26 protein-coding genes are annotated in these 26,902 nt (G+C 70.5%); 6 read left to right on the top strand and 20 right to left on the bottom strand.

Annotated features, from left to right (window positions below):
• Positions 1–62: 62 nt before the first annotated feature.
• The 4 genes from BM339_RS12480 to BM339_RS12465 form a co-directional block, all read right to left on the bottom strand.
• Complete coding sequence (locus tag BM339_RS12480; protein WP_021594288.1) at positions 63–833, bottom strand: succinate dehydrogenase/fumarate reductase iron-sulfur subunit; 771 nt, start codon at positions 831–833, stop codon at positions 63–65.
• Entirely contained in the window at positions 830–2,824 is a 1,995-nt protein-coding gene (locus tag BM339_RS12475) for a fumarate reductase/succinate dehydrogenase flavoprotein subunit (RefSeq protein ID WP_083597570.1), read from the bottom strand. The genes BM339_RS12480 and BM339_RS12475 overlap by 4 nt, the downstream gene beginning before the upstream one ends.
• 12 nt (positions 2,825–2,836) lie before the next feature.
• Positions 2,837–3,667: a hypothetical protein gene (locus BM339_RS12470; RefSeq protein WP_024934123.1), complete on the bottom strand. Its 831-nt coding sequence runs from the start codon at positions 3,665–3,667 to the stop codon at positions 2,837–2,839.
• Between the two features lie 329 nt (positions 3,668–3,996).
• Positions 3,997–4,638, bottom strand: coding sequence for a helix-turn-helix domain-containing protein (locus BM339_RS12465; RefSeq protein WP_021594291.1), 642 nt, complete (start codon positions 4,636–4,638; stop codon positions 3,997–3,999).
• Between the two features lie 132 nt (positions 4,639–4,770).
• On the opposite strand from BM339_RS12465, the gene BM339_RS48600 reads away from it, so the two are divergent.
• Genes BM339_RS48600 through BM339_RS12450 form a run of 3 tightly spaced genes read left to right on the top strand, consistent with a single transcriptional unit; the run spans position 4,771 to position 7,054 of the window.
• Positions 4,771–5,334 carry a hypothetical protein gene (locus BM339_RS48600; protein ID WP_075020899.1) on the top strand — a complete coding sequence of 188 codons (564 nt, stop codon included), beginning with the start codon at positions 4,771–4,773 and terminating at the stop codon, positions 5,332–5,334.
• A 5-nt stretch (positions 5,335–5,339) separates the two neighbouring features.
• Entirely contained in the window at positions 5,340–5,897 is a 558-nt protein-coding gene (locus tag BM339_RS48595; protein WP_021594293.1) for an OmpA family protein, read from the top strand.
• A gap of 2 nt (positions 5,898–5,899) precedes the next feature.
• On the top strand, positions 5,900–7,054 hold the full coding sequence (locus tag BM339_RS12450; RefSeq protein ID WP_021594294.1) for an OmpA family protein: 1,155 nt from the start codon (positions 5,900–5,902) through the stop codon (positions 7,052–7,054).
• 17 nt (positions 7,055–7,071) lie between these two features.
• Here the strand turns inward: BM339_RS12450 and BM339_RS12445 are convergent, their stop codons facing one another.
• Complete coding sequence (locus tag BM339_RS12445) at positions 7,072–7,920, bottom strand: serine/threonine-protein kinase (RefSeq protein WP_021594295.1); 849 nt, start codon at positions 7,918–7,920, stop codon at positions 7,072–7,074.
• Positions 7,921–8,105: 185 nt separating this feature from the next.
• On the opposite strand from BM339_RS12445, the gene BM339_RS12440 reads away from it, so the two are divergent.
• Positions 8,106–9,764 carry an LCP family protein gene (locus BM339_RS12440; RefSeq protein ID WP_075020898.1) on the top strand — a complete coding sequence of 553 codons (1,659 nt, stop codon included), beginning with the start codon at positions 8,106–8,108 and terminating at the stop codon, positions 9,762–9,764.
• Between the two features lie 18 nt (positions 9,765–9,782).
• On the opposite strand, the gene BM339_RS12435 is transcribed toward BM339_RS12440, so the two are convergent.
• Positions 9,783–10,403 carry a prepilin peptidase gene (locus BM339_RS12435; RefSeq protein ID WP_083597569.1) on the bottom strand — a complete coding sequence of 207 codons (621 nt, stop codon included), beginning with the start codon at positions 10,401–10,403 and terminating at the stop codon, positions 9,783–9,785.
• A gap of 136 nt (positions 10,404–10,539) precedes the next feature.
• On the bottom strand, positions 10,540–11,472 hold the full coding sequence (locus BM339_RS12430) for a glycosyltransferase family 2 protein (RefSeq protein ID WP_021594298.1): 933 nt from the start codon (positions 11,470–11,472) through the stop codon (positions 10,540–10,542).
• A 287-nt stretch (positions 11,473–11,759) separates the two neighbouring features.
• On the opposite strand from BM339_RS12430, the gene BM339_RS12425 reads away from it, so the two are divergent.
• Positions 11,760–14,321, top strand: coding sequence for a YfhO family protein (locus tag BM339_RS12425; RefSeq protein ID WP_075020897.1), 2,562 nt, complete (start codon positions 11,760–11,762; stop codon positions 14,319–14,321).
• Here the strand turns inward: BM339_RS12425 and BM339_RS49775 are convergent.
• Entirely contained in the window at positions 14,284–14,712 is a 429-nt protein-coding gene (locus BM339_RS49775) for a GtrA family protein (protein ID WP_075020896.1), read from the bottom strand. The two genes, BM339_RS12425 and BM339_RS49775, sit on opposite strands and share 38 nt — an antisense overlap.
• A 127-nt stretch (positions 14,713–14,839) precedes the next feature.
• On the opposite strand from BM339_RS49775, the gene BM339_RS12415 reads away from it, so the two are divergent.
• Positions 14,840–16,795, top strand: coding sequence for an arabinofuranosyltransferase (locus tag BM339_RS12415; RefSeq protein ID WP_021594695.1), 1,956 nt, complete (start codon positions 14,840–14,842; stop codon positions 16,793–16,795).
• Positions 16,796–16,836: 41 nt separating this feature from the next.
• Here the strand turns inward: BM339_RS12415 and BM339_RS12410 are convergent, their stop codons facing one another.
• From BM339_RS12410 to BM339_RS49765, 12 genes are all read right to left on the bottom strand, one after another.
• Positions 16,837–17,244, bottom strand: coding sequence for a hypothetical protein (locus tag BM339_RS12410; RefSeq protein ID WP_075020895.1), 408 nt, complete (start codon positions 17,242–17,244; stop codon positions 16,837–16,839).
• 7 nt (positions 17,245–17,251) lie between these two features.
• Complete coding sequence (locus BM339_RS12405; RefSeq protein WP_075020894.1) at positions 17,252–18,691, bottom strand: hypothetical protein; 1,440 nt, start codon at positions 18,689–18,691, stop codon at positions 17,252–17,254.
• A 164-nt stretch (positions 18,692–18,855) separates the two neighbouring features.
• The gene (locus BM339_RS12400) at positions 18,856–19,275 is read right to left on the bottom strand and encodes a DUF3592 domain-containing protein (RefSeq protein WP_021594692.1); all 420 of its coding nucleotides are present in this window, start codon (positions 19,273–19,275) and stop codon (positions 18,856–18,858) included.
• Positions 19,275–19,679 (bottom strand): hypothetical protein, encoded by a 405-nt coding sequence (locus tag BM339_RS12395; RefSeq protein WP_075020893.1) that lies wholly within the window; start codon positions 19,677–19,679, stop codon positions 19,275–19,277. Before BM339_RS12395 ends, BM339_RS12400 begins: the two co-directional genes overlap by 1 nt.
• Position 19,680: 1 nt before the next feature.
• A complete protein-coding gene (locus tag BM339_RS12390) occupies positions 19,681–20,217 on the bottom strand; it encodes a hypothetical protein (protein ID WP_075020892.1) in 537 nt (178 codons plus the stop codon).
• Positions 20,218–20,227: 10 nt separating this feature from the next.
• On the bottom strand, positions 20,228–21,628 hold the full coding sequence (locus BM339_RS12385; protein WP_075020891.1) for a hypothetical protein: 1,401 nt from the start codon (positions 21,626–21,628) through the stop codon (positions 20,228–20,230).
• Positions 21,629–21,729: 101 nt separating this feature from the next.
• Positions 21,730–22,932: a C40 family peptidase gene (locus BM339_RS12380; RefSeq protein WP_075020890.1), complete on the bottom strand. Its 1,203-nt coding sequence runs from the start codon at positions 22,930–22,932 to the stop codon at positions 21,730–21,732.
• A 97-nt stretch (positions 22,933–23,029) separates the two neighbouring features.
• On the bottom strand, positions 23,030–23,464 hold the full coding sequence (locus BM339_RS12375; RefSeq protein WP_075020889.1) for a hypothetical protein: 435 nt from the start codon (positions 23,462–23,464) through the stop codon (positions 23,030–23,032).
• The gene (locus BM339_RS12370; RefSeq protein ID WP_021594686.1) at positions 23,461–24,060 is read right to left on the bottom strand and encodes a hypothetical protein; all 600 of its coding nucleotides are present in this window, start codon (positions 24,058–24,060) and stop codon (positions 23,461–23,463) included. Before BM339_RS12370 ends, BM339_RS12375 begins: the two co-directional genes overlap by 4 nt.
• A gap of 14 nt (positions 24,061–24,074) precedes the next feature.
• The gene (locus BM339_RS12365) at positions 24,075–25,592 is read right to left on the bottom strand and encodes a hypothetical protein (RefSeq protein ID WP_021594685.1); all 1,518 of its coding nucleotides are present in this window, start codon (positions 25,590–25,592) and stop codon (positions 24,075–24,077) included.
• Between the two features lie 105 nt (positions 25,593–25,697).
• Entirely contained in the window at positions 25,698–26,114 is a 417-nt protein-coding gene (locus BM339_RS49770) for a DUF3592 domain-containing protein (RefSeq protein ID WP_021594684.1), read from the bottom strand.
• A gap of 64 nt (positions 26,115–26,178) precedes the next feature.
• On the bottom strand, positions 26,179–26,889 hold the full coding sequence (locus BM339_RS49765) for a hypothetical protein (protein WP_021594683.1): 711 nt from the start codon (positions 26,887–26,889) through the stop codon (positions 26,179–26,181).
• Positions 26,890–26,902 lie beyond the last annotated feature (13 nt).

Genomic DNA, 26,902 nt, shown 5'->3' with positions numbered 1-26,902 from the left:
AGCGGCGGAGAAACGCGAACGTCCCCCGTCGCGCGGGGCGGCGGGGGACGTTCGCGAGGAACTCAGGCGGACGGGGTGTCCTGCCCCTTCCTGACGATGCCGAGCTTGCTGCCCAGCCACACCACCGGGTCGTACTTGCGGCCCACGACCCGTTCCTTCATCGGGATCAGGGCGTTGTCGGTGATCTTGATGTGCTCGGGGCACACCTCGGTGCAGCACTTGGTGATGTTGCAGAACCCGAGCCCGTGGTCGTCCTGCGCGATGTTGCGCCGGTCGGCCTCGTCGGCCGGGTGCATCTCCAGCTCGCCGATCCGCATCAGGAAGCGCGGGCCCGCGAAGTTCTCCTTGTTCTCCTCATGGTCGCGGATGACGTGGCAGACGTTCTGGCACAGGAAGCACTCGATGCACTTGCGGAACTCCTGCGACCGCTCCACGTCCACCTGCTGCATGCGCAGCTCGCCGGGCTTGGCGTCGCCCGGGTCGAACGAGGGGATCTCCCGCGCCTTCTGGTAGTTGAACGACACGTCCGTGACCAGGTCGCGGATGACCGGGAAGGTGCGGATCGGCGTGACGGTGACCGTCTCGTCCGGGTCGAAGGTCGACATCCGGGTCATGCACAGCAGCCTCGGCATGCCGTTGATCTCCGCGGAGCACGAGCCGCACTTGCCCGCCTTGCAGTTCCACCGGACGGCGAGGTCGGGCGCCTGCGTGGCCTGCAGCCGGTGGATGATGTCGAGGACGACCTCGCCCTCGTTCACCTCCACCGTGTAGTCGGTGAGCTCGCCGTCGCCGTCGTCGCCGCGCCAGACCTTGAACTTGGCCTCGTAGCTCATCGGTCGTCCTCCTCGCCGTCCGCGGCGGTCGCGCCCGAACCGGCCGCGTCCTCCGCCTCCTCCGTCTTGACCTCGTCGGCCAGTCCGGCCGGCAGCTCCTCGGCGGTCAGGTACTTCTTCAGCTCGTCGTTGTCGAACAGTTCGAGCAGGTCCTCCCGCATCGGCGTGAGCGGCTGGCGCTTCAGCTCGATGTGCGGGGACGACGGGTCGCCGGCCAGCGAGCAGACCAGGTTGATCTTCCGCCACTCCGCCGACATCTGCGGGTAGTCGTCGCGGGTGTGGCCGCCGCGGCTCTCCTGCCGCTCCAGCGCCGCCTTCGCGACCGCCTCCGACACCAGCAGCATGTTGCGCAGGTCCAGGGCGAGGTGCCAGCCCGGGTGGTAGCCGCGCCCGTCGTTGACGGCGACCGGGGAGACGCTCACGTTCGCGACCCGCTCGCGGAGCTTGCCGAGCGCCTCCAGCGCCTGCTTCAGCTCCTCTTCCTTGCGGATGATGCCGACCAGCTCGTTCATCGTCTGCTGCAGCTCGGCGTGCACGGCGTACGGGTTCTCGCCGCCCTCCCGCTCGAACGGCGCGAGCGCCTCGCCCGTCGCCGCCTCGATCTCGGCGTCGGGGACGGCGGGGCGCGCGGCCAGCCCGTCCACGTACTCGGACGCGCCGAGCCCGGCCCGCCGGCCGAACACCAGCAGGTCCGACAGCGAGTTGCCGCCGAGCCGGTTCGAGCCGTGCATGCCGCCGGAGACCTCGCCCGCCGCGAACAGGCCGGGGACCAGCGCGGCGCCGGTGTCGGGGTCGACCTCCACGCCGCCCATCACGTAGTGGCAGGTCGGGCCGACCTCCATCGCCTCCTTGGTGATGTCGACGTCCGCCAGCTCCTTGAACTGGTGGTACATCGACGGCAGCCGCTTGACGATCTCGGCGGCGCCGCCGGGCATCCGGTCGACGACGGTGAGGAACACCCCGCCGTGCGGCGATCCCCGTCCCGCCTTGACCTCGGAGTTGATGGCCCGCGCCACCTCGTCACGCGGCAGCAGCTCGGGCGGGCGCTTGTTGTTCTCCGGGTCGTCGTACCAGCGGTCGCCCTCCTCCTCCGAGGTCGCGTACTGCTCCTTGAAGACCTCGGGGATGTAGTCGAACATGAACCGCTTGCCCTCGGAGTTCCGCAGGACGCCGCGGTCGCCGCGCACCGACTCGGTCACGAGGATGCCCTTGACGGACGGCGGCCAGACCATGCCCGTCGGGTGGAACTGGACGAACTCCATGTTCAGCAGCGTCCCGCCGGCGAGCAGCGCCAGCGCGTGACCGTCCCCGGTGTACTCCCAGGAGTTGGACGTGACCTTGAACGCCTTGCCGATGCCGCCGGTCGCCAGCACCACCGCGGGCGCCTCGAACACGACGAACTTCCCGGTCTCGCGGACGTAGCCGAACGCGCCGCAGATCTTGCCGTCTGCGCCCTTGAGCAGCCGGGTGACCGTCGTCTCGGCCCACACCTTGAGGTTGGCCTCGTAGTCGCCGTGCTCGGCGTGGTCCTCCTGCTGGAGGGCGACGATCTTCTGCTGGGCGGTGCGGATCAGCTCCAGGCCCGTCCGGTCGCCGACGTGCGCCAGCCGCGGGTACTCGTGCCCGCCGAAGTTGCGCTGGCTGATCTTGCCGTCCTTGGTGCGGTCGAACAGCGCGCCCCACAGCTCCAGCTCCCAGATGCGCTCCGGGGCCTCCTTGGCGTGCAGCTCCGCCATCCGCCAGCTGTTCATGAACTTGCCGCCGCGCATGGTGTCGCGGAAGTGGACCATCCAGTTGTCGTTGGCGTTGACGTTGCCCATCGCGGCGGCGGCGCCGCCCTCGGCCATCACCGTGTGGGCCTTGCCGAACAGCGACTTGGAGATGATCGCGGTCTTCTTACCCTGGAGGCGCGCCTCGATGGCCGCGCGCAGCCCGGCGCCGCCGGCGCCGATCACCACGACGTCGTACGAGTGCCTCTCGATCTCAGTCATGATTCCTTGGCCTCAGTTGAAGATGCGCAGGTCGGAGATGGTCTCGCTGGCGACCAGCGCGACGTACAGGTCGGCCACCACCAGCGAGCCCAGGGTGATCAGGGCGTACATCCCGTGGCGCTCGTTGATCTTCGAGACCCAGCCCCACATCCGGTACCGGAACGGGTGCTTGGAGAAGTTCTTCAGGCGCCCGCCGACGATGTGCCTGCACGAGTGGCACGACAGGGTGTACAGCCAGAGCAGGACCACGTTCGCGACCAGGATGAGCGTGCCGAGCCCGATGCCGAAACCGCCGTCCTTGCCGTGGAAGGCGAGGATCGCGTCATAGGTGTTGACGAGCGAGATGAGGACGGCGGCCAGCCAGAAGTAGCGGTGCAGGTTCTGGCCGATGAGGGGGAAGCGCCGCTCGCCGGTGTACTTGGCGTGCGGCTCCCGGACGGCGCACGCGGACGGCGACGCCCAGAACGACCGGTAGTAGGCCTTGCGGTAGTAATAGCAGGTCAGGCGGAACAGCAGCAGGAACGGGAGCGAGACGGCCGCGAAGGGGATCCAGCCGCGGGTGCCCGCCGGGAGGAACGCCCCGAACTCCGCCGCGTCGCCCGTATGGCCGTTCACCGTCACGTCGTTGCAGATCTCGTTCAGGCACGGCGAATAGAACGGCGTCAGGTAGTGGAACTCCGGCACGTAGAACGCCGAGCCCCAGAAGGCCCGGACGGTCGCGTACACCACCCATGCCGTGAAGATCACGAAGGTCGTGACCGGATACAGGCGCCAGTTGTCCTTGCGGAGCGTGCGTTCCTTGATCTGGGCGCGCGATTTGGCCGGCGCCTCCACAGTGCTCATCGATCGCTCTCCTGAGCTCAGGTCGTCGTGTCCCCGTACCACGGTCTGCGCGCACCCATGCGGCCGTCCGCGCCCCGGGCCGTTGGTCGTGCGCCCCGGCCGGGGCCTCGTCACGCGGGCGGCCGACGGGCCGCGCCGCATGCGGGCGGTGACGCCACGTATGCGCTTCCAGCGAAGCGACCCTACGCCACCCGCCGGGAGCTGTGACATACATAACAGGCAGACCCGCATGTGAGCCTGACCACAGACTTTAGCCCTCCCGAGAGCCTCGGGCACCGCCTGCCATTCATAACCAGTTGTTATGGTCCAGAAGAATCGAGACGAGTGCGCTACGGCATGACCGTGTGGTCGCGCGAAGTCTCCTTGAGGACGGTCCGGGCGAAGTGCGCCTCGGCCTCGCCGGTGCGTCCGGTGCCGTACACGCGCAGGACCTCCGCGAGGTCGGGAAAGCGGTCGGCGATGAGCGCGGCGGCGGCCTCGATCTCGGCGGCGGACCCCACCTCGCGCAGCAGCGCCTGGACGAGCCGGGCCGATTCGGCCGCGCGGCGTCCGCCGGGCCGGTGACCGTCCGGGGCCCCGTCGGACGACGCGGCGCCCGCGGATGGCCGGCCTGACGGCACGCGCTCGGGCGTGGTCATGCGCATCCCCGACGTGGTGGCCGCCGACTCCGCCTTGATCTCCTCCAGGCGCGCCTTGACCTCGGCGGGCGCCAGCGCGTCGAACGCGGGATCGGCGACGAGCTCCTCGGCCGCCATCAGCCGGTGCAGGACGGCCGGATTGCTGATCTTGGCGCGCTGCCCGGACATGAGCTGGGAGAGCATCGGCGCGGACAGCCCGAGCACGCCGGCCAGCCCCGACTGGGACATGCCGAGACGCGCGAGAAGCGGCCGGACGCGGTCGCCGAGCGGCTCGCCGTACCACTCGGTCTGCAGCGCGCGGTTCCGGGCGACGGCGTCCTCGGTGATGCTCACCTCATCGACCCCCTTGACTATTCGCACATGCAAACACTACATTCGCACACGCACATGCTACTTGGCGCTTTCCGGCCATGGTGCCACGACGACGAAGATTTGCATATGCGACGGACCCGAAAGGACCCGACCATGCCCCTCTCCCATCGCCTGGCCGCCCTCACCGCCGCGGGGGTGCTGGCGGCAGCCGGGCTGACCGGCTGCTCCGAGTCCGGCGAGGCCTCCGGATCCGGCTCGTCCTCCCGCGCGGGCGCCGAGGGCGCGGTCGGGAAGGCCGCCTTCGACAACGCCGGCGAGCCGGTGGTGAAGGGCACCTTCGACAGCCCCGCGGCACAGGGGGCCAAGGTCGACATCGCCATCATGGGCCTCCAGGTCAAGGGGAAGCTGGCCACGCTCAACGTCCAGTTCACCCCGCACGTGCCGGGCGCCGCGCCGGGCCGCATCAACGCCTACGGGCTCAACGGCGACCACGGCCTCGGCACCTCGCTGATCGACCCGGTGAACCTCAAGCGCTACGTCGTGGTGAAGGACTCCTCCGGCAAGGAGTTGGAGACCGACGACATCTTCACCCACATGACGAACGACCAGGTCACCCCCTTCTACTTCACCTTCGCCGCGCCGCCGGAGAACGTGAAGACCATCGACGTGCAGATCGGCTCGTGGCCCACGTTCCGCGACGTCCCGGTCGAGCGGTGAGCCGGATGCGCCGTCCGATCGTCATCGCGGGCGTCCTGGCGCTCGTCCTGGCCGTCCCCGCCGTGGCGGGCGCCGACCCGAGCGTTCCCGACGAGAGCCTGCCCAAGAGCGTCCTGTCCATCGGCGCCGACGGCGCGGTGCACGGCATCGACCTGTCGAAGGCGGTCGTCCCGCTGGAGGAAGAGGAGTCCGACGGCAGGCGGGTCACCGTGCGCATCTCCGCGGACGTCCTCTTCGACTTCAACAAGGCGACCCTCACCGAGGCCGCCCGGCGCCGCATCGCCTCCCTGGCCCCCCGGCTGCGCGACGCCACGGGCACCGTCCGGGTGTCCGGGCACTCCGACTCCATCGGCGACCCCGGCTACAACCTCCGGCTCTCCGAGCAGCGCGCCGAGGCGGTCACGGCCGAGCTGCAGAAGGCCGGAGCGGGGGCCGGGCTCCGGATCGAGGCCAAGGGCTACGGCGAGACCAGGCCCGTCGCCCCCAACGAGCAGGGTGGCAAGGACGACCCCGCGGGACGCGCCAAGAACCGGCGCGTCGAAGTCACCTACGAGAAAGGCTGACCATGCAGCGAGCATCACGAGCACTCGCCGTCTGCCTGGCGGCAGGGCTGTCCCTGGCCGCGTGCGGCGGCGACGAGCGGCCGAAGAGGAACGCGGGCGGCCAGGACGGGGCGAGCGGCGGCCCCGCCCCGCCCACCGCGCCCCCCTCCCCCACCGGGCCGGAGCCGACGAGCTGCCCGAACGGCGGGCAGCTGATCAAGGCGGTCGAGATCCCGGCCGTGCACAGCGACCCGGTGAGGATTCCCGAGGCGACGATCGGCGGCCAGAAGATCCCGGCCGCGACGATCCCGGGCGTGGACATCCCCGCCCAGCGCATCCCGGCGCAGTGCGTCGAGCACAAGCCCGCCCCGGGCGGCTGCCTCGGCGGGATCACCATCCCGGGCGTCACGATCCCGCCCGTCACCCTTCCCGGCGTGACGATTCCCGGCGTCAAGGCCCCGGGCATCGACGTCTCGCCGGTGACGCGCTCGGAGATCTCGCGCCTGGCCGTGACGCGCCTGCCCGTCACCCGCCTGGAGGTTTGCCAGAGCAAGCCGTCCGAGGAAGGGCAGTACGTCAGCTCCGTGTACCGGGCCGCGCTCTACCGCAGCGCCCTCTACCGCAGCGCCCTCTACCGGAGTGCGGTCTACCGACCGCGCGCCTGCAACGACAAGGGCGAATGCATCCCGCCGGTCAGCGTCCCCGGCGTGTCGGTGCCCGGCGTGAGCGTCCCCGGGGTCAGCGTCCCCGGCGCGACTCTCAAGGCGTACACGGCCGGGCCGGGGCAGGTCATCAAGGGCGACGACAGCATCGCCTACGACATCAAGGCGGACGTCCTCTTCGACTTCGGCAAGGCCGACATCAAGCCCGCCGCGGCGGCCGAGCTGACCGAGATCGCCGAGTCGATCGGCAAGGAGGTCCCGGCCGGCGCGCCCATCCAGGTGGACGGCCACACCGACGCCAAGGGCGACACCGCGTCCAACCAGAGCCTCTCCGAACGCCGCGCGCAGGCCATCGTCGAGTGGCTGGCCGCCAAGGGCGGCATCGACCGGTCCCGCCTCAAGGCCACCGGCTACGGCGAGACCAAGCCGGCCCACCCCAACACCAGGCCGGACGGCTCCGACGACCCCGCCGGCCGCGCCAAGAACCGCCGCGTGGTCATCTCCGCCGCCCGCTGACCCGTGCCGGACCGGCCTCAGCCGGGTGGCGGGCCCAGGTGGTCGAAGATCTGCAGGGGCTCGCCGTCCAGGGTTCGGACGGGGAACCGCAGGTCGAGGCGACACTCGGCGAGGGCGCCGCGGGCGGCGTCGGCACTGGCCGGACGATGTGCCGGGTCGGCGGCGCACAGGCGTGCCACCGCCGCCCACAGCACGGGTGGCACGCCCGGAGGCGGCGGGCCGACCCGCTGGTGCGGCTCAGGATCACCGGCGCCGGTCAGCATGCGCCAGGCGACCATGCCCGCGGCGTAGAGGTCCTGGCGAGGGCCCGGCAGGTTCCAGTCGAGCACCTCGGGCGCCAGGTAGCCGGGCGTCCCCACGGTGAACCCGGTCGTGGTGAAGCGCAGCCCGTCCTCGCCGAGCGCGATCCCGAAATCGGCCAGGCGCACATGCGGTGCCCCGACGGGACTCGGCTCCAGCAGGAGGTTGGCGGGCTTCACATCCCGATGGACGACCCCGGCCCCGTGGATGTGGCTCAATGCGGCCAGCAGCTGATCCAGGACTTCGGCCGCGTACGCGGGCGGCAGCCTGCCGTAGTCGCCGAGGAGCGTCTCCAGCGACCCCCCGCGCACGAGATCCATGGCGAGCAGCACGTCCTCGTAGGCCATGCATGACGCGTAGGGGGTCAGTACATGCGGGTGCGCCAGCCGGAGCGCCCGTTCCCGGACGACCCGCAGCATCGACGTCGGCCCCGGCTGCCGGACCAGCTTGGCGGCGCAGTACCGCCTTTCCACGCGGTCGTAGGCCCGCCACACACGACTCGTGCCCCCCGAGCCGATCCGGTCGAGCATGGTGAACCGACCGCCGATCACCCACCCCGCGTTCACGGCATCGATCGTACGGAAAACCACCCCGCCGGAGAGGTCCCCATTTACGCCATCTTGTCAACAGAACGGGCGGCTTAGGCATCCAACAAGTGGAGGCGCTCGTTCCTTCGTGATCAGCACCCTCCATAAAATGACGAACCACGCAGACCACGCGCCCTCGACAGGGCCCGCCCGAGACGGGACCGATGAGCGACAACGCCCCTCGCCGCGACGACCTCGCGGGGGAGACCGCCGCCCACACCACCCCCGCAGCCCCGGACGACCCGGCCGGGCACGCGGTCGAGGACGACGGCGAAGCCGTCGGCTCGACGGCAGAGGACGGCGACGCCGCGGACGTGAGCCAGGACGTCGCTCCCGCCCACGCGGCCGGCGGCGACGGTGAGGCCGCCGGCTCGGCGGAGCGGCCCGATGGTGAGGGTGTGGAAGCGTCCGATGAAGACGAGGCGGACGGGGAGGAGCCCGGTGAGGGGCCGGCCGGCGGTGGCGGCCGGAAGCGGCGGCGGAGGGTCTGGCGGTGGGTGGCCGTCGGTGCGGTCGCCGTGCTGCTGGTCGGGGGCGGCGGGGCGGCGTGGCTCTATCACGACCTGGTCGGCGGCATCGACCAGGAGAGTGTCGACGACAGGCTCGGCGCGAACCGCCCGGAGAAGCTGAACAAGTCGCTCAACATCCTGCTGATCGGGTCCGACACGCGGGAGGGCGAGAACTCCGAGTACGCGGTGCCCGGGATGGCCGGGGCGCGGTCGGACACCACGATCCTGCTGCACCTCTCGCCGAACCGGGACCAGGCGGTCGGGATCAGCTTCCCGCGCGACTCGATGGTGAAGATCCCGGCGTGCGAGAAGGAGAAGGGCGGCACCGTCCCCGCGCAGTTCGGGATGCTCAACGCGGCGTTCGCGTTCGCGGGGCCGACGTGCACCTGGAAGACGTTGGAATCGCTCACCGGCATCCACATCGACCATTTCGTGCAGGTGGACTTCGCCGGTTTCAAGCGGATGGTCGACGCCCTGGGGGGTGTCGAGATCTGCGTCGACAAGCCCGTCAACGACCCGCGGGCCGAGCTCCATCTGCCGGCCGGCAAGCAGACCGTGAAGGGCGACGAGGCGCTCGGCTACGTGCGCGCCCGCTACTCGCTCGGCGACGGCTCGGACCTGGAGCGGATCGAGCGGCAGCAGAAGTTCATGGCGGCGGTCGTCGACAAGGCCACCAGCGGCTCCGTCCTCACCGACCCGGCGAAGACGTACAAGTTCCTCAAGGCCGCGACGAAGTCGATGACGACGGACGACGATCTGGACCTCGCCGGGATGCGAAAGCTGGCGGACGGGCTCAAGGGGATGAGCGCCGGCCAGGTGCGCTTCGTGACCGTCCCGGTGGAGGGGTACGCGCCCGATCCCAACCGCGTCCAGTGGAACGAGGCCCTCGCGAAACCGCTGTTCGAGGCGATCCGGCATGACGACGAGTTGCCCGCCGCGCCGGCCTCGCCCGGCCCGGCGAAGCCGGCGCCGCCCGCGCCCGGCAAGGTGAACGTCACCGTCGTCGACGCGGGCGCACGGGACTCGCGGGTCGAGCGCGTCGTGAAGCAGCTCCGGCAGCGCGGCTACAAGGTGGCGAAGAAGGTGGAGAAGGCCGCCGGCGCGCCGGAGAGCCGCCTCGTCTACGCGCCGCCCGCGGAGGCCCAGGCGTCGGCGCTCGCACGGGACGTCCCGAACGCGATGCTCACCGCCGACCCCGCCGGTCCGCGGGACGGCGTCCGGCTCGTCATCGGCGAGAACGGCGTCCGGCTGGCCCCGCCCGCCATCAACAGGATCGGCGGAGGCGTCAAGGCCGGGAAGAAGCCGTGTGACTGACCGCCGATCGTTCCTCAGTCAGGCGATCGCGGAGAGGACGCCGACGAGCGCGCCGACGAGCATGTAGGGACCGAACGGGAACTCGCCCTTGCGCGTCCGGCGGACGATCATGATGCCGATGGCCACCAGGCCGCCGAACAGGTAGGTGGCGAGCAGGCCGATGATCCACGCGTCCTGGCCGAACCATCCGAGGTAGAGGCCGAGCACGCCGGACAGCTTCACGTCGCCCAGTCCGATCCCGGACGGAACCACGAGTGCCTGCACGAGATACAGAGCGAACAGCACGGCCCCTCCGATGAGGGCATGCTCCACCCTGCGCAGGCCGTCGTCGGTGAACGGCGCCGCCGCGCCGAGGAGCGCCGCCGCGATGCCGTACGAGGACAGCGTGAAGCGATCGGGAAGCCGCTTGACCTGGACGTCGATGAAGCCGAGGAGGGTGCCGGCCGCCGCCAAATAGAGCAGCGCCGGCAGGACGGGCTCCAGCCCGGCCCGCCACCCGAGGAGGCCGAAGAGCGCCGCCGTGACGAGACCGACCACGACCCGGCCGCGGCGCGAGACCTCGCCCGCGTACGGCGTCGCCATCGGCGCCACGAGCAGGCCCACGACGAGCCCGGCGGGCACCAGCAGGAACTCGATCATCGCCCCTCGCACCGATCCGGCGGCTGCACGGCCCCCGGAACCTTAACCGACCGGGGGCTCTCCCCGCGCCGTTCGATCGGCCGCACCGCCTCCCGCACATGGGCTCCCGGGCCCCGAACCGGCCGGCCGCGGCCGCTCAGTCGGGTGTGGACTGGATGTCCAGGGTGAGCGCGTGGACCAGCATGTTGATCCCCACCAGCAGCGGGCCGACGGCCAGCAGGACGCTGCCCGCGCTGGCGGTGGCCTCGCCGAGGCTGTGCAGGGACACCCAGATCCCGATGACGATCCCGACCGCGCAGAGCAGCAGGCCGGTGAAGAGCATGAGGGCGACGGGAGAGAAGGACGGCACCACGTACTTGCGCATCATGCGCCGCCAGAACCCGACGAGGAGAAGCCGGCCGATCTGCGGGATCACCTTGTGCAGACGCATGCCGGACACCTCGTCGCCGTAGACGGCCGGCACCGGCACGTCCTTGGCCCGCACTCCGGCGATGTTCAGCCAGATGAGCAGATCGTTCTCGAACGCGTACCCACTGGCGAGCCGGCGCAGGTCGATCCGCGACAAGGCCTCGCGCGTGACGGCGGTGTACCCGTTCTGCGGGTCGAAGAGGTTCCAGTAGCCGCTGGCGAGCTTGGTGGCGAACGACAGCACCGTGCTGCCGAGCAGCCGGCTGAGCGGCATCCCGGCCAGGGCCTCCCGCGCGAAGAACCGGTTGGCCTTGGTGAACCCGTATCCGTCGTCGGCGATCGGGTCGAGCAGGGCCGGCAGGTAGTCGGGATCCATCTGGGCGTCGCCGGCCATGACCACGTTGACCTCGGAGCCGAGGTCCAGGGCGGCGCGGTGGCCGTCGACGATGGCGCCGCCCACCCCGGTGTTCGTCTCGTGCCGGATCAGCACCACCCGGGGGTCGTCCGTTTCGGTCACCTGCCGGGAGGTCTCGTCGGTCGACGCGTCGTCCACCACGACGATGTGATCGATCAGTTCGGGCATTCCCTTGATCGTTTTGCCGATCAGGGCCTCTTCATTGTGGGCCGGGACGACGGCCGTGATGATCAGGTCCTTGTACACGCGGCCTCCTCGCCCCGCAAGCCCGAGGGCATATTCAGGCGTGTTCAGGAATACATGTAGCACCCGGGAAGACCGCTCCGGGAGAGCCTAACGCCGAAATGGGCCCACACACCCTCATGAATGGGCCCCAGGGCCCAGAAACCCCGCCGCCCGCACCCCGCCGGAAACAGGGCCCCAGGACCTGTTTCCAGTCCGCGGCCGAGCAGCACCTTTCTCTCGATACGGGCTGTCAGTAACATGAATCGCTGAGCTGGGAACGGCGCACCGAAGAGCGGGGAACGGGCCTGATGGGGTGGATCGAGCGCACCATGCCCCGAAGGCTCCGGCACGTCGCCCCCGGCGCGAAGACGCTCTCCGCCGTCCTGACCCTCAGCGTATTCTGCCTTTCCGGATTCGTGCGCGGGACGGTGCCGTTCGGCAGCGAATCCCGCAGCCTCAACGACCTCGGAAATCAGTTCGTTCCGATGCACGCCCATCTGGCGGGCCTGCTGCGGGGCACGGCCGAGGGCGACCTGTTCTTCAATTGGAACAGCGGAATGGGCGTCCCTTTCCTCGCCGACTTCTACCTCTATCTGGCGAGCCCGCTCGCCCTGGTCGCCGCATTGTTCCCGGCGGAGCGCATCGATCTGGCGATCTTCATCGTCACGGCCGGCCGGATGGCGCTGGCCTCCGTGGCGATGACGGTCTACCTCAACGCCATCGCCCCCCGCGGTCCTCGCCTCCTCCTCGGTCTCTTCGGCGCGGCGTACGGCCTCTGCGCCTGGGCCGTGGACGACGCGGCCTACGTTCCGCAATGGCTCGACGGGTTGATCTTCCTTCCGCTGCTGTGCCTCGTCGGAGAATGGACGGTGCGACGGCGCCGATGGGTTCCGGGGGTCCTCATCTTCGCCGCGGCCTGGTACCTCAACTTCTACTCGGCCTACATGGCGACCATCGGCGCGGTGGCGATCGTCCTGGCCCGGGTCCTGTCGATGGAGATGTCGTGGCGGGCCCGGCTGGAATTCGGGATCCGGTACACGGCGGCGGCGGCCTGCGGCGTCGCACTCGTGATGCCGCTGTTCGTCCCGACCTTTCTGGCCGTCTCGAACGCCCCGAAGACCGACGGGTTCGCCTTCGACGTCTCCCCCCTGGTCCTTCTCGCCCGGCTGTTGCCCGCGACGGAGGACGTGGGCAACAGCCCGGGCATCTATGTCGGCACGCTCGTGCTGCTGGCCGTGGCCGCCTTCCCGTTCGACCGCACCGTGCCCCGGCGGACCCGCGTCGTCTGGACGTCGCTGCCGCTGCTGCTCGCCCTGTCGTTCGAACGTCCCGGGCAGTACGTGTGGAACGGCTTCGACCCACCCGACGGCAGCCCGTTCCGCGGAGCGTTCACGCTGTGCGCGGCGCTGGTCATCGCGGGCTGGATCGGCGTGACGGAAGGACGGCCCGGACGCCGGCCGCTCCTTTTCGCCGCGGGCTTCCAGGCGGTGCTGATCCTCGTCGCCCTGGTGAGCCCGCTGACCTCCCGGCACGCGGTCGCGCTGCTGGTCGCCGGTGCCGTGGCCGCCGCCGCGACGGTGCGGGCGGCCCGCCGGGCGGAGCGCCGGCCCGGCGACCGGGGCGCCCGGACGGTCCTCGTCGCCGCCGCGGCGGCCCTGACGGCCGTCGTCGCCGTCGAGCAGACGGTGACCGCCGTGGTCGTCGACCAGCGCCGGTCGCTGCGGTTCGGGACCAGCCCGGCGTGGAACGCCGCGCATGAGCGGCGGGCGAAGGCGATCCGTTCCGCCGACGCGTTCCCCCGCTACCGGACGGTGTCCGGACGGCCCGGCTTCACGGCCAACGACCCCCTGCTCCTCGGCGCGCAGGGCGCCGCCTACTACAGCAGCGTGCTTCCGCTCGGCACGTCCCGGACCTTGATCGCACTGGGTTTCCCCTACGACCTGCGGAGCACTCAGGGACGGCACGTGCTGGACGCGGACAGCCCGGTACTCGACGCGATCTTCGCGGTGGGCGCGCGGGCCACGGCCGGCGGGGAACCCGTCCGGTGGGCGACGCCGCCGCTGGTGACGCTCCGGCCCGCCGCGCGAACGCCCGCGCCGGGCACCGACCCGTTCCGCGTCCAGGAGGCCGTGCTGGGCTCCGCGGTCTACCGGTTCCCAGAGGTCCGGTGGTCCCCCGCCGGCGGCGCGCCACCGCTGGCGTCGTCCCGGGGCACGCCGCAGATCCCCGCGGACGACGACCGGCGCGCCCGCTATGAGGCCGTGGTGACCTGTGCCCCCGGTTCCAGCGTCGCCGGCTGGACGCCCCGGTCCAGCGAGACCCTCCGGGAATCCGCCAGCCCCGGAATGGTCACCTTCGGCACCGTTCCGCGCAGTGGAACCCTGAAGATCGCCACCACGGCCGGTGCGGAGGCCTCTCCCGTCCCCGTCGTCGGGTGCGTGGACCCCGCCCTGCTGCACGCGGCGGTCCAGAGACTGCGCGCGTACGGCGCCCGATGGGTGCGGGTGAGCGGGCACGGGATCGAGGCGGGGATCCCGGCCGGCCGGCCCGGGGTGGCCGTGGTCTCCGTTCCGCGCGTGGACGGGTGGAGGTGCGCCTCCGGGGACGGTCCCGCGCGACGCCCCGGCAGCCATGGCGGGCTCATCGCCGTCCCGATCGACGGGTCGGCGACCCGGATCTCCTGCCGCTACACGCCGCCCGGCCTGCCCGCGGGGACGGCGCTCGGGCTCCTGGGCCTTCTGGGCATGCTGTGCGGGGCGTATCTCGGACGGCGGCGCCGGCGCCGTCAGGAGGACGCCGACGGTTCCGCCGCTCCGGAGGCCGTCCCGACCGTCAGCGGAAGACCCACACCCGATAAGCCACGTAGTTGAGCGCGACGAGCCCGCCGGTCACGATCGTCTTGGCCACGAGATACTGCACGCCGACCGCCGCCAGCCCGGAGACCAGCAGGACCGTCACCACGGTATTGACGACCACGAGACCCACATAGCGCACCAGCTGCCGCCCGACCGGCGCCCGGCTGCCGAACGACCAGACCCGGTTCAGCCCGAAGTTGACGGCGAAGGACGTCAGGAACGCCGCGGTCGTGGCGACCGGCAGGCGGACGTCCAGCATCCCGTGCGCGACGAACAGCACGCCGAAGTCGACGGCGAAGCTCAGCCCGCCGATGATCAGGTAGCGGATCGCGCTGTGCGTCAGAAGGCCCATCAGGGGGCCCGGCCGGCGCCGCATCTCACCAGCGGGCTCCGCCTCGGCGCTCATGGCGACGGACGTTACCCGGACGAGGCCCGGCAGGCACAGGCCCGCCGGGCCGAGACGGCGCCTTTTGGGGCCAAGGTTGGGCCTGTGGGCCCAGTCGGGTGCGCCCGGATCGGGGTTGGATGGCGTCATGCCGCATGAACAGGCCGTCGACCGCACGGAGGAGCGGACCGGCGGCGGCCGGCCCGCGGACGACACCCCGCGATCGGAACGCGCCTTGCGCCGCTTGCTCCGCAACCCCGGCTCGGTGGCCCTGGTGACCTGGCTGGTGTCCCTGCCCGTCGCGTTCTCGGCGCCCTCGCTGCTGGACCTGTCCCCGTTCACGCCCGAGGGCTTCCGGCTCCCGCTCCAGGTCGCCGCCGTCGCCGCCCTGCTCCTCGGCGGGGTCGCACTGCGCAGCCGCGGGCCGGCGGTGGTGGGAGCCGCCGCCGGCGTGCTCGCCTCCTTCATGGCCCTGGTGATCCGGACCGCGCTCGCGGGCACGCCCTTCGGCTATGGCGGCGTCCACGGGGACACGGGCCGCATCACCGCGATGGCGGTCCAGTACACGCGTTCATGGACGACCGACGACGGCATCGTCGGCGCCCCGTCCGAGTACCCGCCGCTGCTCCCGTTCGTGGTCGGCAAGGTCGCCGCTCTCGTGGACACGCCGGCCTGGAGGCTTCTCGGCACCGCGGAGGCGCTGCTGGTCTCCGCCTCGGTCGTGGCCGGTTTCGCGCTGTGGTGCCGCTTGACCACCCCGGTCCCGGCACTGATGATCTCTGTCGCCCAGCTGCTCGTCTTCGGTGTGCCGTCCAAACCGCACGAGGTCCTGGCGCTGGCGGTCTTCGTCCCGCTCGTGCTCTCGGTGCTCGCCCGCCCGCCGCGCGGCCGGCTCCCCTGGCTCGCCGCGGGCCTGATCACCGGCGCGGTGTGCCTCACGTACCACGCCTGGGTGGTCTTCTCCGTGCCGGGCCTGCTCGTGCTCGGCTGGTGGACCTGGCGCAAAGAACCCGACAGATCCGCCTACCTGGGGTATCTCGCGCGGATCACGGCGGTGGTGGCCGTCGTCACCGCCTGGTACACCGTCCCGTACGTGGGGGCGATGCTCGCCGGAGGGCAGCAGGTGGGCGACACCTTCGACAGCAAGAGGATCTCCGAGCAGCCGTTCCCCTTCCTCTCTCTGCACCCGGTCGCTCTCGCCGAGCTCGCCGGGCTGGTCGGGCTCCTCCGGTACGTGCGGCGGCAGTGGTGGGCGCCTCCGCTGCTGGCGGTCATCGGCGGTTGCTATGTCTACCGGGCGGTCAACATGGTCCGCTGGTCGGCGACAGGGCACAGCGGGCTCTTCTACTACACGCTGCCGCTGATCGAGATCTCCCTGCTCGCGGGCGCGACGTTGAGCGCCGCCACCGCCATGCCCCATGTCACGGGGTGGCTGTCCCGGCGCATGCGCCGCCCGTTCGTGACGGGCGCGGGCGTCCTCGGCACCACAGCGCTGGTCGGCCTGACCGCCGCGGGCTACGCGACCTCGTGGATGCCGAGGATGAGCGACGGCGCCCCGGCGACCGACAGGTCGGGTCCCGCCCTCGCGGCACTGGCGCACTACCAGCGGTCGCCGGACGGCGGCCTCCCGCAGAGCAGTCCCGAGACCGGCGATCCGGTGAGGCTGGCCAGAGCCGTCGGGATCACCGACTGGGACTACCTGCCGGTCGCGGAGATCGAGAGGCTCGTGCGGTCGACCCGGCCCGGCGACCGCCGCCCCCGCGTCCTCTCCCACGACGAGCAGGTGTTCGCGTTCCTGCCCTGGCGCGGCTTCATCGGGGTGGACCGGTCGGGCGCCCAGGGCCCCACCCGCTATGACGACCGGTACGCGGAACTAGAGCGGCTGGCCCTCATCACCGATCCCGCCGCGTTCGCGGAGGCCACCCGGCACACCCGCTTCGGCTCGATCGACGTGTTCGTGCTCCGCGGTCGGGGTGGGCAGCTGGTCTGGAAGGGGCTGCGCGTGACCGGGACGATCCTCTTCCGCCCGGCCCAGTTCGATCCGGCCGCCTTCCGGGTCGCGTCCCCCGCCCCCGGCGTCTTCGTCGCCGTCCGCCGCCCCTGAGCGGATGAGCGGGCCGGCCGGGTCGCCAGTACCCGGCAGTGTCACCAGTACCCGGCTGTGACGTCCTCCTCGTCCTTGCGGGCGATGAGGGTGACGAGGACGAAGCCGGCGGCGGCGCCGCCGACGCCCTCGACCACGTAGATCACGAACTCGAGCATGCCGGCCTGCCCGTTGAGCGGCGCAGCGACACCGGCCGCGGTGAGGAGCAGCGGGACCGCGAGAACGCCCACGGCCCGGCGCACCGGGCCGCCGCGGGCCCGCAGGACGGCCGCGGCGGCGGCCACCATCGCGAGGCTGATCAGCACCCACGGCAGGTCGACGCGGACCAGCCGCTCCAGTCCGGACAGGGACACGCCGGGCTCCGGGCGGGGCACCACCCGGACGACGATCGCGAAACCGATCACCCAGACCAGTAGTGAGGCGCTCCACGCGCCGAGCATCCTGACCATTCCCCCGTCAACCTCCCGTGCATTCGGTCCATTCTTGGAAAGTGCGCTGGCCGTTCTGCGGAGGGCCGAGATACTGGGAGCCGACGAGTTTCTGTGACTCGGTCTCGACGCCGCCCTCGATGCCGAACTTGAGCCCGGCGGCGACCGAGATCCCGACCTTGGTCTCGTCCACGTCCCCGGCGTACACGTTCCTGGTGACGCGGCCCTGGTTATAGATCAGCTGGTTCATCTCACTGGAGTTCGGTCCCGGTTGCGACGCGACCACCGCCCCGTCCTCGCCGCCCGCGTTGAAGGTCGCCTGGCCCGGGGGCAGGAACGCGGCCGTCCGGAGCCAGTCCTCACCGACCGCCCGGTTCGAGTCGTCGAAGTTCACCGTGGTCGTGGTGACGGACACCTGCTTGTCGGTGTCCTTGACGCTTCCGTTCGCCTTCCCCGGGTTCTGGTACCCCTCGCTGTTGTTGGTCTCCTGCATGGTGACCCAGGTGATGCTCTTCAGCCGGCCGTCCTTGTCGTAGGTGACCTTCGTCTGACCGGTGTAGCTCCCCTCGCCTCCCGGTCCGTAGCCGACGACCTTGGCGCCGTACTTGATCGAGCCCTTCACCTGGAACGTGTACGACGTCGTCGGGTAGCCGTCCTCCGGCTTCCCGGAGTTGTCGTTCGTGATGAGAACGGACCCGCCGACCTTGCCCTCGATGTCGACGCCCGTCGCGATGTCCTTCACCGACTTGTTCCCCGAGGAGTCGTTGCTCAGCGGACCGAAGCCGACACCGGCCTTCAGCGCCCCCTCGACACTGATCTCATGCTGGCTGATCTCGGGCTCGTGCCTCGCCGGATGGTCCTCGGGACGCCCGAGGTACTTGAAGGACGTGTCGAAGATGTACCCGCCGATACCGGTCGCCTCCGCCAGGGTGCCGGCCATCTCGGCCGTCATGTATTTCGTCCACTGATCGGCGGCCTCGCCGTTCGGGAAGATCCACGTGTCGCCGTACTTGTAGTTGAGCGACCCTTCGATCTTGGCGCCGAGCTCCCCGCCGTAACTGCTCTTCCCCACCTGGACCTTGCCGCCGACGCCCGCTTCCACACCGACCTTGAGATCGACGGGCACGAGCGTGATGCGAACCGTGCCGTCGGCGTACGTGGTCCGCACGATCTGGACGTTGTCCCCCACCTTGACGGAGAACACGGTGACCGACGCCCCGGCCTTCGCCGAGTCGGAAGCGACGACGCACGCCGATGCGGGCGGCTTGTACACGTACGATTCGGCCTTGCAGTCCGTACCGCCGAAGAGCCGGCAGAGTGCGGCCTTGACTTCGGGTTCGACCGGATTGGGGACGAACACCAGCAGCATGGTGATCACTAGCGACGCGGCGACCAGCAGCGCCGCGTACTCAAGGGCCGCCGCCCCGCCGTCGCAGCGCGGGCGTTCCCGGCCGGTTCCGATTCGCATTCCCCAAGAATAAGTTCGGCGATCAATCATCCCCAGGGCCTGCGGGCCCATTCCGGGACCCAACGACGCACATTGCCAGAATGGCCGATGAGCCACTCCGAAATTGCGGACATTTACCGGGCATTTACCGGGCATTCGGAGGGCGCGGGCCCTTGCCGCCGATGTCAGGCCGCCATGAGGAGCAGCATGACGATCCCGAGGACGGCGAAGACGGCGCCGATGGCCGCCATGCCGAGCGAACCGGCCAGGCCGCGGCCGGACGAGGTGTCCATGCGCGCCGTGCGGGGGTTCCGCGGGTCGTAGAGGACGGGGACCGCCGTTCCCTTGAGCCGGGTCAGCTCGTACGACCCGCCCCTGGTCTGCCCGACCGTCTCGACTTCCGCGCCCTCCAGCGTCCTGAATCGCAGCACGGGGAAGAACTCGTAGGAGTCGGTCGTCTCGACCCGGTGGATTCCGGTGACCATCCCCGGCACCCGCTGCGCCGACGCGAGGAACGCGCGTCCCGTCCGGTAGCGGTGGATTCCGGCCACGACGAGGGCGACGCCCAGAACGAGCGCGATGAGCCCGAGGAGCCAGTCCGACATCACCAGTACCCGCCGCCGCGCTCCTCGGCCTTGACGCTGAGCACGGCCGCGGCCGCCGCCCCGGCCGCCGCGCCCGCCACGCCTTCGGCGACGTACAGCACCACGGCCAGCGGATCGCCGTCACCGCCGATGGGAGCCGCCGCGCCGACCACGATCGCCAGCACGGGGATCGCCAGGATGCCGGCGAACCAGCGCACCTGGTGCGTCCGGTCGCGCTGGACGGCCCCGGCCGCCACGACCATCGCGATGCTGATCAGCACCCACGGCAGGTCGAGCCGCACCGTGCGATCGAGGTCGGAGAGCCGCTCGCCGCCGGACGCGCCGGACGCCAGCTGGGCCACGATCGTGAAACCCACCAGCCAGACGACCAGTGCCGCGCCCCAGGCGCCGAGCATCCTGACCACGTCAGCGGACCTTGATCGAGTCGACGACGCCGTCCACGACCTCGTCGTCGAGCTTGCCGCGCTGCCAGACGAGGCGGATCGTGTGGACGTGCCCGTTCGCGCCGATCACCCCGACGTCGACGCCCTCGCCGGGCGTGCCCGCCGCTCCCCTGAAATCGTTGAAGGTGTAGTCGACGCGGAGGGCGCCCTTCGCGCCGGCCACCTTGATCTCCTTCGCCTCCGTGCGGCGGTAGCCCTTCGCGTTCATCATCGGGCCGGCCTCGATGGTCGACTGCAGCATCTCCTGGCGGCCCCGGTCGGACACGTCCTTGATGACCGACAGGAAGGCGGCCTGCCCCGGTGCCTGCATCGACAGCGCGATGTCCGACTCGGGCCCGCGCTGCCAGTCCTTCGGGTAGGCGACCGACAGCACCTTCGCGTCACCCCGGACGGACCCCTCCGGGGTCTTCCCCGACCCGCCGGACGAGCACGCCGCGGCCCCCGCGGCGACCGCCAGGGCGGCCGTCGCCGCCATGATCGTCAGCCTCTTCGCACCCATCGCCGCCCTCTCACTTCGCACACTCCGGCCACTGCTGGAAGGTCCGCTGACCGTTCTGCGGTGGTCCAAGGTACTGGGAATCGACGATCTGCTGCTGCTCTCCCTCGTATCCGCCCTCGATGCCGAACTTGATCTCGGCGGCGATCTCGGCGCCGATCTTGAACTCGTCCACGTTGCCGGCGTAGACGTTCCGGTTGACCAGGCCGCGGCTGTAGATCAGCTGGTCGAGCGGGTCGGCGTTCGGGCCGGGGTCCTGCGCCACGAACGCGCCGTTCTCGTCGGCGGCGTTCCGGACGGTCTGGAACGGCATCAGGAACGCGTTGTTGCGGATCCAGTTCTCGCCGATGGCGCGGTTGGAGTCGTCGAAGTTGACCGTGGTCGTGGTGGTGGACACCTGCTTGTCGGTGTCCTTACCGCTGACGTTCTTCTTCCCGGGGTTCTTGTAGCCCTCGCTGTCGTTGGTCTCCTGGGTGGTGATCCAGGTGATGCCCGTCAGCCGGCCGTTCTTGTCGTAGGTCACCCTCGTCTGTCCGATGTATGTCCGCTCGCCGCCCGGTCCATAGCCGAACGCCTTCGCGCCACCTTTGACCGTGCCCTTCACCTGGAAGGTGTACGTGGTCTTCGGGTAGCCGTCCTTCTCCGAGCCGGTGTTGTCCTTCGTGACGAGGACGGCGTCACCGGCCGAGCCCTCGATCTCCAGGCCGGTCCCGGTGTCCTTCACGGTCTTCTTGCCGGACGAGTCCGTGGTCAGGTTGCCGAAGCCGGCGGCGCCCTTCAGCACGCCCTCGGCGCCGACCTCCCACTGCGTGATCTCCGGGTCGCGGGTGCGCGGCTCCCACCCGGTGATCTTGTCGTACAGCCAGAGCCCGGGGCTGACCTTCTCGCCCTCCTTGCGGGCGAGGTCCCACTTGACGTCGTCCAGCCATTCGCCGGCTTCCTTGTCGCTGTTGAAGACCCAGGTGTCGCCGTACTTGAAGTTGACGGACCCCTCGACCTTCGCGCCCAGCTCCCCGCCGAAGGACTTCTTGCCGAACTGGACCTTCCCGCCGATCTCCGCCTCGGCGCCGAGCTTGTAGTCCGCCGGGACGATCATGATGCGGACCTTTCCGTCCGCGTACGTGGTCTTCACGAACTGGAAGTTCTGCCCGACCTTGATGGAGAAGGCCGTGACCGAGTAGCCGGCCTTCTTTGAGTCGAGACCGGTGATGCACGCCGAGGCCGGCGGCTTGTAGTCGTAGTTATCCGCCGCGCAGTCCATGCGGAAAAGGTCGCAGAGTGCCTTCTTCACCGCCGGCCCGACGGGATTGGGCACCAGGAGCGCGAGCATCACGATGAGCACCGCTCCGATACTGATCAGAGCCGAGTACTCGATCGCGCTGGCGCCGCTGTCGCGCCGCTCTCGGCCGCCCATTCGGCGAGGTTGTTCTCGCATGCCCGGAACCATAATTTCCGCAGCTCAGGGTTCCCAGGGCCCCCAGGCCCAGAGGGGGACCCGAAAAGCGAACGGGCCCCTCAGCCGAATCTGCGGGCGGATGTGACGGAGCGCAGCGGCGAGATCTTGACCACGTCGCCGGTCTGCGGTGCCTCGACCATCTTGCCGTCGCCGTAATAGATGGCGACGTGATGGGGCGGTGAGCCGAAGAAGAGAAGGTCGCCCGCCTGGAGCGCGTTCGTCGGCACGGGCACCCCGCGCGGGTCCGCGACCTGGTTCCCGGTGTAGTGGCCCAGCGCGATCCGTCCCTTGGACGCCTGGTAGACGGCGTACAGCGTGAGTCCGCTGCAGTCGAAGCCGAAGTACAGGCGTCCGTCATAACCGCCTGGGGAACAGCAGATACCGCGCGTGGGACCGCTGGTGTTGCCGCCGCCCCAGGCGTACGGGGTGCCGAGCCAGCACAGCGCCCAGGCGACGACGGCGCCGCCGAAGCTGAGGTTCTCGGCCGGCTTGTCGCCGGTCTTGGCGCACTTGGACGCGACGACCCCGCCGCCGCCGGACGGCCCGAGCCCGTTCGGCAGGCCGTTGTACTCGATCGGGTCCTCGTCGTCGACCAAGCGGATCTTGAACAGCTTGGTGACCCGTTCCCGGTTCCCGTTGGGGAAGGCCTGGACATTGCCGTCGCAGATGACCTTCGCGATCCCGCCGATGCCGGTGTCCTCCGGGCTGGTGGGAGGTGCGGCGATGTACTCGCAATCGGGCGCGAACATCTTCGCGATCGCCTGGGCCGTTCCCGAGCGCCCGATGCCCTTCTTCCCCCGTGAGTCCGTGCACAAGTTGCGCTTGTGCCGGAGGTCGTCCTTCTCCTTCTCGGTCAGCTCGTCCTTGTTCTTGAGCTGGCACCGGTCGGTGGCGACCTTCACCATGGCGGTATTGCCGAGCGTGCCGCTCAGCCGGACATCGGTCGTGTGGACGTCGTTCTCGTCCGCGTACTTCTCCGCCGCGCTCTTGGGAGGAGCCCCGACCAGCCAGTAGCCCGCGGCCGAGGGTTCGATGCCCTGGAGCAGCATGTCGACGGCCTGGTCGCGCAGGGGAGCGAGGGTTCCGAGCGCCGCCGCGTCCGCGCCGATCTGCGCCTGGTTCCGCATGTCCCCGGCCTGCGCGATGCGCCCGAAGGCCAGGAATCCCGCGGCGAGGGCCACGGCCATGCCCATGACCAGGACCGAGGTGGCGACCCCCGCGTCGTTCCCCGGCCTGCCAGCGGATCTGATCCGTCGCAGCATCTGCGCCCCATCACCCCGAGATCGGCGAATTCCCGAAAGATCTTAATGATCACGTTAAACGGGCGACAGGGCCCTGAGGCCCAATGAGAAATGGCCGTCACCCGTAGGCCCAGGACGAGGTCCGGGCCTCCGCCGCGATGCGCCCCCGGTGCAGCGCCATGGCGAGGGCGCCGCCGAGCGCGGCCTGAGCCGTCCACACCGGCAGGCCGAGCGCGTCCCCGACGCTGAGGCCGGGGTCCCCGCCGAGCGCGGCGAGCGTGACCATCAGCGCGAGGAAGACCGCGTAGCCGACGGCGCCGGCGATCGCGCCCGCGCCGGCCACCCGGGCCCGGTCGCCGGTCCGGACGCTCATCCTCGCGGCGACGTAACCGCCGCCCGCCCGGACGACGGTTCCGAGAAGCCACGAGAGCCCGGTCAGGACGGGCCCGGGCTCCGCCTCCGGCTCCTGCGCGAACCCGAGGACGACGATCAGCAGCATCGTCCCGAGAAAGGTCGCCGCGACTCCGGCCAGGACCGCCTTCACGGGGATCACGAGCCGCCCCCGGAGATCCTGGCGGACGAGACGATCCGCTGCGCGCCCGCCTGGTCGAAGGCGGACCGCAGCCCCCCGTACCGGACGTCGTACTGCGGCCCCGCCGCCGTCCCGATGACCAGGTCGAGCTGCCTGGCGGCGACCGACGGGTAGACCGTCTCCATCACCGCCGCCTCGGCCGCCCCGGGAACCTTCACCACGCGCTTGGTCACCTGGGCGTCCGGCGCGTCGGCCTTGAGCCTCGCCTCGATCAGGCCCACCCGGACGCTCACGTTGGCGAGATCGCGCCCGCCCTGGAAGACCTGGACGCCGGGAGGCGGAACGTCCTGCCCGGGAGCGTCCGTCGCTCCCCCGAGCGACATCTCCAGGACGACATCCTGTTCCGTCGGCTCGATGCGGACCATCTTGTCGGGAGGCACGAACGACAGCGTCGCGACCGTCACCGATCCGGCCTGCGCGCTTCGCGCGGCGGAGGCCCTGGCGCCTCCCGGCTCGCCGCCCTTCGACTCGCCTTGCCCGCCGCAGCCCGCCGCCAGCAGGACGGTCGCCAGAAGGGCCAGGGCGGACACCGCCGGACGCCTCTTGCCGGTGTTCATTCAGCCTCCCCGGATCAGCCCTGCGGGCAGTTCGCGAGCGCCTGCCAACCCGCCTGCGGCGCCTGGTTGTCGAAGTACCGGCCGGAACGGTATTTGGCCCACGTCTGCTCGTTGTTCAGTCCGACGCCGAACCCCTTGCGTTTGATGCCTTTCTCGCCGTTGGCACCCGATCCCTCGATGGTGTTCCCGCTGGTGTCGTACTCGAAATGGGCGAGCTGGCCGTGCCGCTGGAACGCCCGGCCGTACTGGTCGAGGGCCTGGCCCAAATGCTCCGGGTGCTGGATTCTGGGCACCGCGGCCATGCCGCCGACCGTCATGAAGAGCCGGTCGAAGGCCGCGCGGTTCTCCGGCTGGGTGAGGTCCAGGCTGTACAGATCGCTCGTCTTGTGCCCGACGGTCGACTTTCCCTTCCCGGTGATGCCCTGGTTCTCCTTGCGGTCGCCGCCCAGAGTGACGGACCCGCCGCCCTTCCATTCCTTGTCGAGCTGGATGATGAACCGCACCGGGTTGCCGTTCCTGTCGAAGATCACCGTCTGGGTGCCGGCGATGCCGACGCCGCCCTCCAGGGCGGTCTTGGGGCCGCCGGCCCACGTGCTGGGAAGCATGCGCTTCAGGTCGATGCCGCCCTGGATCTTTCCGCTGGCGTCGGCGGTGAACTTCTGGGTGAAGATCCGCATGCCGTTGTTCTGCGGAGCCTTCTTGTCGTCCACGACGATGGTGACGTCGCCGGCCGCGGTCGCCTTGCCCTCACCGCCGGCGTCCAGGCCGAGATCCGCCTTCGGCCTGCCGGGGTCCTTGTCGTCGAGCCCCTTCTTGCCGCTCCACTTCCCACCGGCGGACGCCTCGCCGCCGACGCGGAAGGTGACCGCCGTCGGCGTCAGCCCCTCCTTGTCGAGCTCGGGCGAGTCCTTGCCGCGCAGCCAGTTCCAGCCTCGCCGGATGCCGTTCACCGCCGTGGCCGCGCCGTTCTCCAGCGCCTCGCCCTGGGTCCCGCCGAGACCGCTCAGCACCCGCTTCCACGTCGGTCCGCGCCGTGTGTCGAGGAAGCGCTGGGCGCGCCCGTACGGGTCGCCGCCCTCGGACTCGTTGAAGTCGTACCGGAAGCCGAGCTCGGTGTTCATGCCGGCGAAGGCGGACACGTCGATCTTGCCGTTCTTGCCGGCCTTCAGCTTGTCGTTCAGCCCGCCGAGCTTGCCGACGTCCGTCCGGTCACCCGTCTCCACACCGAGACCGCCCTTGCCGGTGAGCGTGACCTGCGCGCTCTTCTCTCCCGTGGCCGGATTCACCTGGGTGACGATCTGGTCCTTGCCCGCGAGGTCGCCCCTGATCCCGCGGAACGCGGCGTTGAATCCCATGGAACGGTTGGCGTCGTTGATATTGCATTTCGTCCAGTCGAGCGGCCTCGCGGTCGGCTGCTGCGCCTTGCATTCCCCGCCGAAAAGACGGCAGAGGGCGGGCTCGACGTTCGCACGGAACGATCCGGAGACGGCGTACGCGAGGACGGCGACGACAAGGGCCCCGACGGCGATCACCGCGCCGTATTCGAGTCCCGAGGCTCCACGGTCGTGACGCCTGCGAGTTAAGGGGCGTGTCATGGTTCGGCACCGTAATGGTCACCGCCACCCCGCGATAGGGTCTTAGGGCCTCAAGACGAACCACCAGAGAATAAGGCAGGCGGCGGTGGGCGCGAAGAACAGGATGAACAACCTCGTGCTCAGACCGCTGCGACCGAATCCGGTCAGCCGGAACTGCTCGGGCCGCGCCGGGTTGTACCTCAGCCGCGCCGATTCCCCGATCTTGAGAATCAGCCCGGTCGACCAGTCACCGAGGACGTCCCGAACGTGGCGGCCGTCGTGAGTGGTGAACTCCACGACCGGTGAGTACAGGGTGTGCCGCGTCCCGTCCTCGTAGTGGTCCTTCTCCCTGATCTCCAGGGCGGTGCACGTCGTCACGGGCCAGGCGCGGGTGCGCAGCATCCGCGCCAGCGCCGCCAGGGTCTCCAGCCAGCCGAGCATGAACGCCACCGCGGCGACGACCGCGAACGCCTCCAACACAGCAGCACCCTCCGCAGACCGTCCCCTACACCCTCTGACGGCGCCCTGTGTACACCGGCGGCCGTCAGAGGGTGTAGGGGACGGGGAGATCCGGCACGAGCGTGTCCACGCCGTCGTCGATGGCCCCGGACGCGGAGACCTTGATGTCGTGCTTCTGCAGTTCCTTGTCCTTGACCACGTACACGGTCGCGGTGAAGTCCTCGCCCGCGGCGACGGCCGCCGGCGCCTTGATGCGCGAACGGTACCGGCTGACGATCTCGTCGCGGTGCTTCGCGGCGGCGCCGGTGATGCCGGGGCGGAACCTGATGTCCTCCACCCGTCCGACCACGTACGTGAGGACGCCGCCGGGACGGGTCGTCTCCACATAGGTGCGCGCGAGCGCCGCCGCCGTGGCCGCGTCCCCGACGGTCGTGCCGTCGGCCGCGGTCACCTTGCCGAACGCGCTCGGGGCGCCGGTCAGCAGCTCGACCCGGCCGCCGCCCGTGGCCACGTGGAGCAGCACCGGGTGGGGGGACTGGCGGTAGTCCACGCGGTAGATCTTCCACGTCCGCAGGAACGGCGCGGTGACCGGCGTCAGCCGGCTGCCGCTCAGCGCGACGATCCGCGCCTCCTCCTGCCGGCCGGCGGCGACCAGCCCCTTGCTGATGGTCTGGCGGAGCCGCTCGTCCGGGCGCGTGTTCGGCTTGGTTCCCCCGGCTCCCGCGTCGCCTCCGGACCCGCACCCGGTGAGGAGCAGGGCCAGCAGCAGAGCCGGGAGCGCCAGCGTCACGCTCACGGCGCGACGGCCT

Origin of the sequence: Actinomadura madurae, from assembly GCF_900115095.1 — a bacterium.
GTDB lineage: Bacteria > Actinomycetota > Actinomycetes > Streptosporangiales > Streptosporangiaceae > Spirillospora > Spirillospora madurae.
This window is presented reverse-complemented; position numbering and strand designations above follow the sequence as displayed.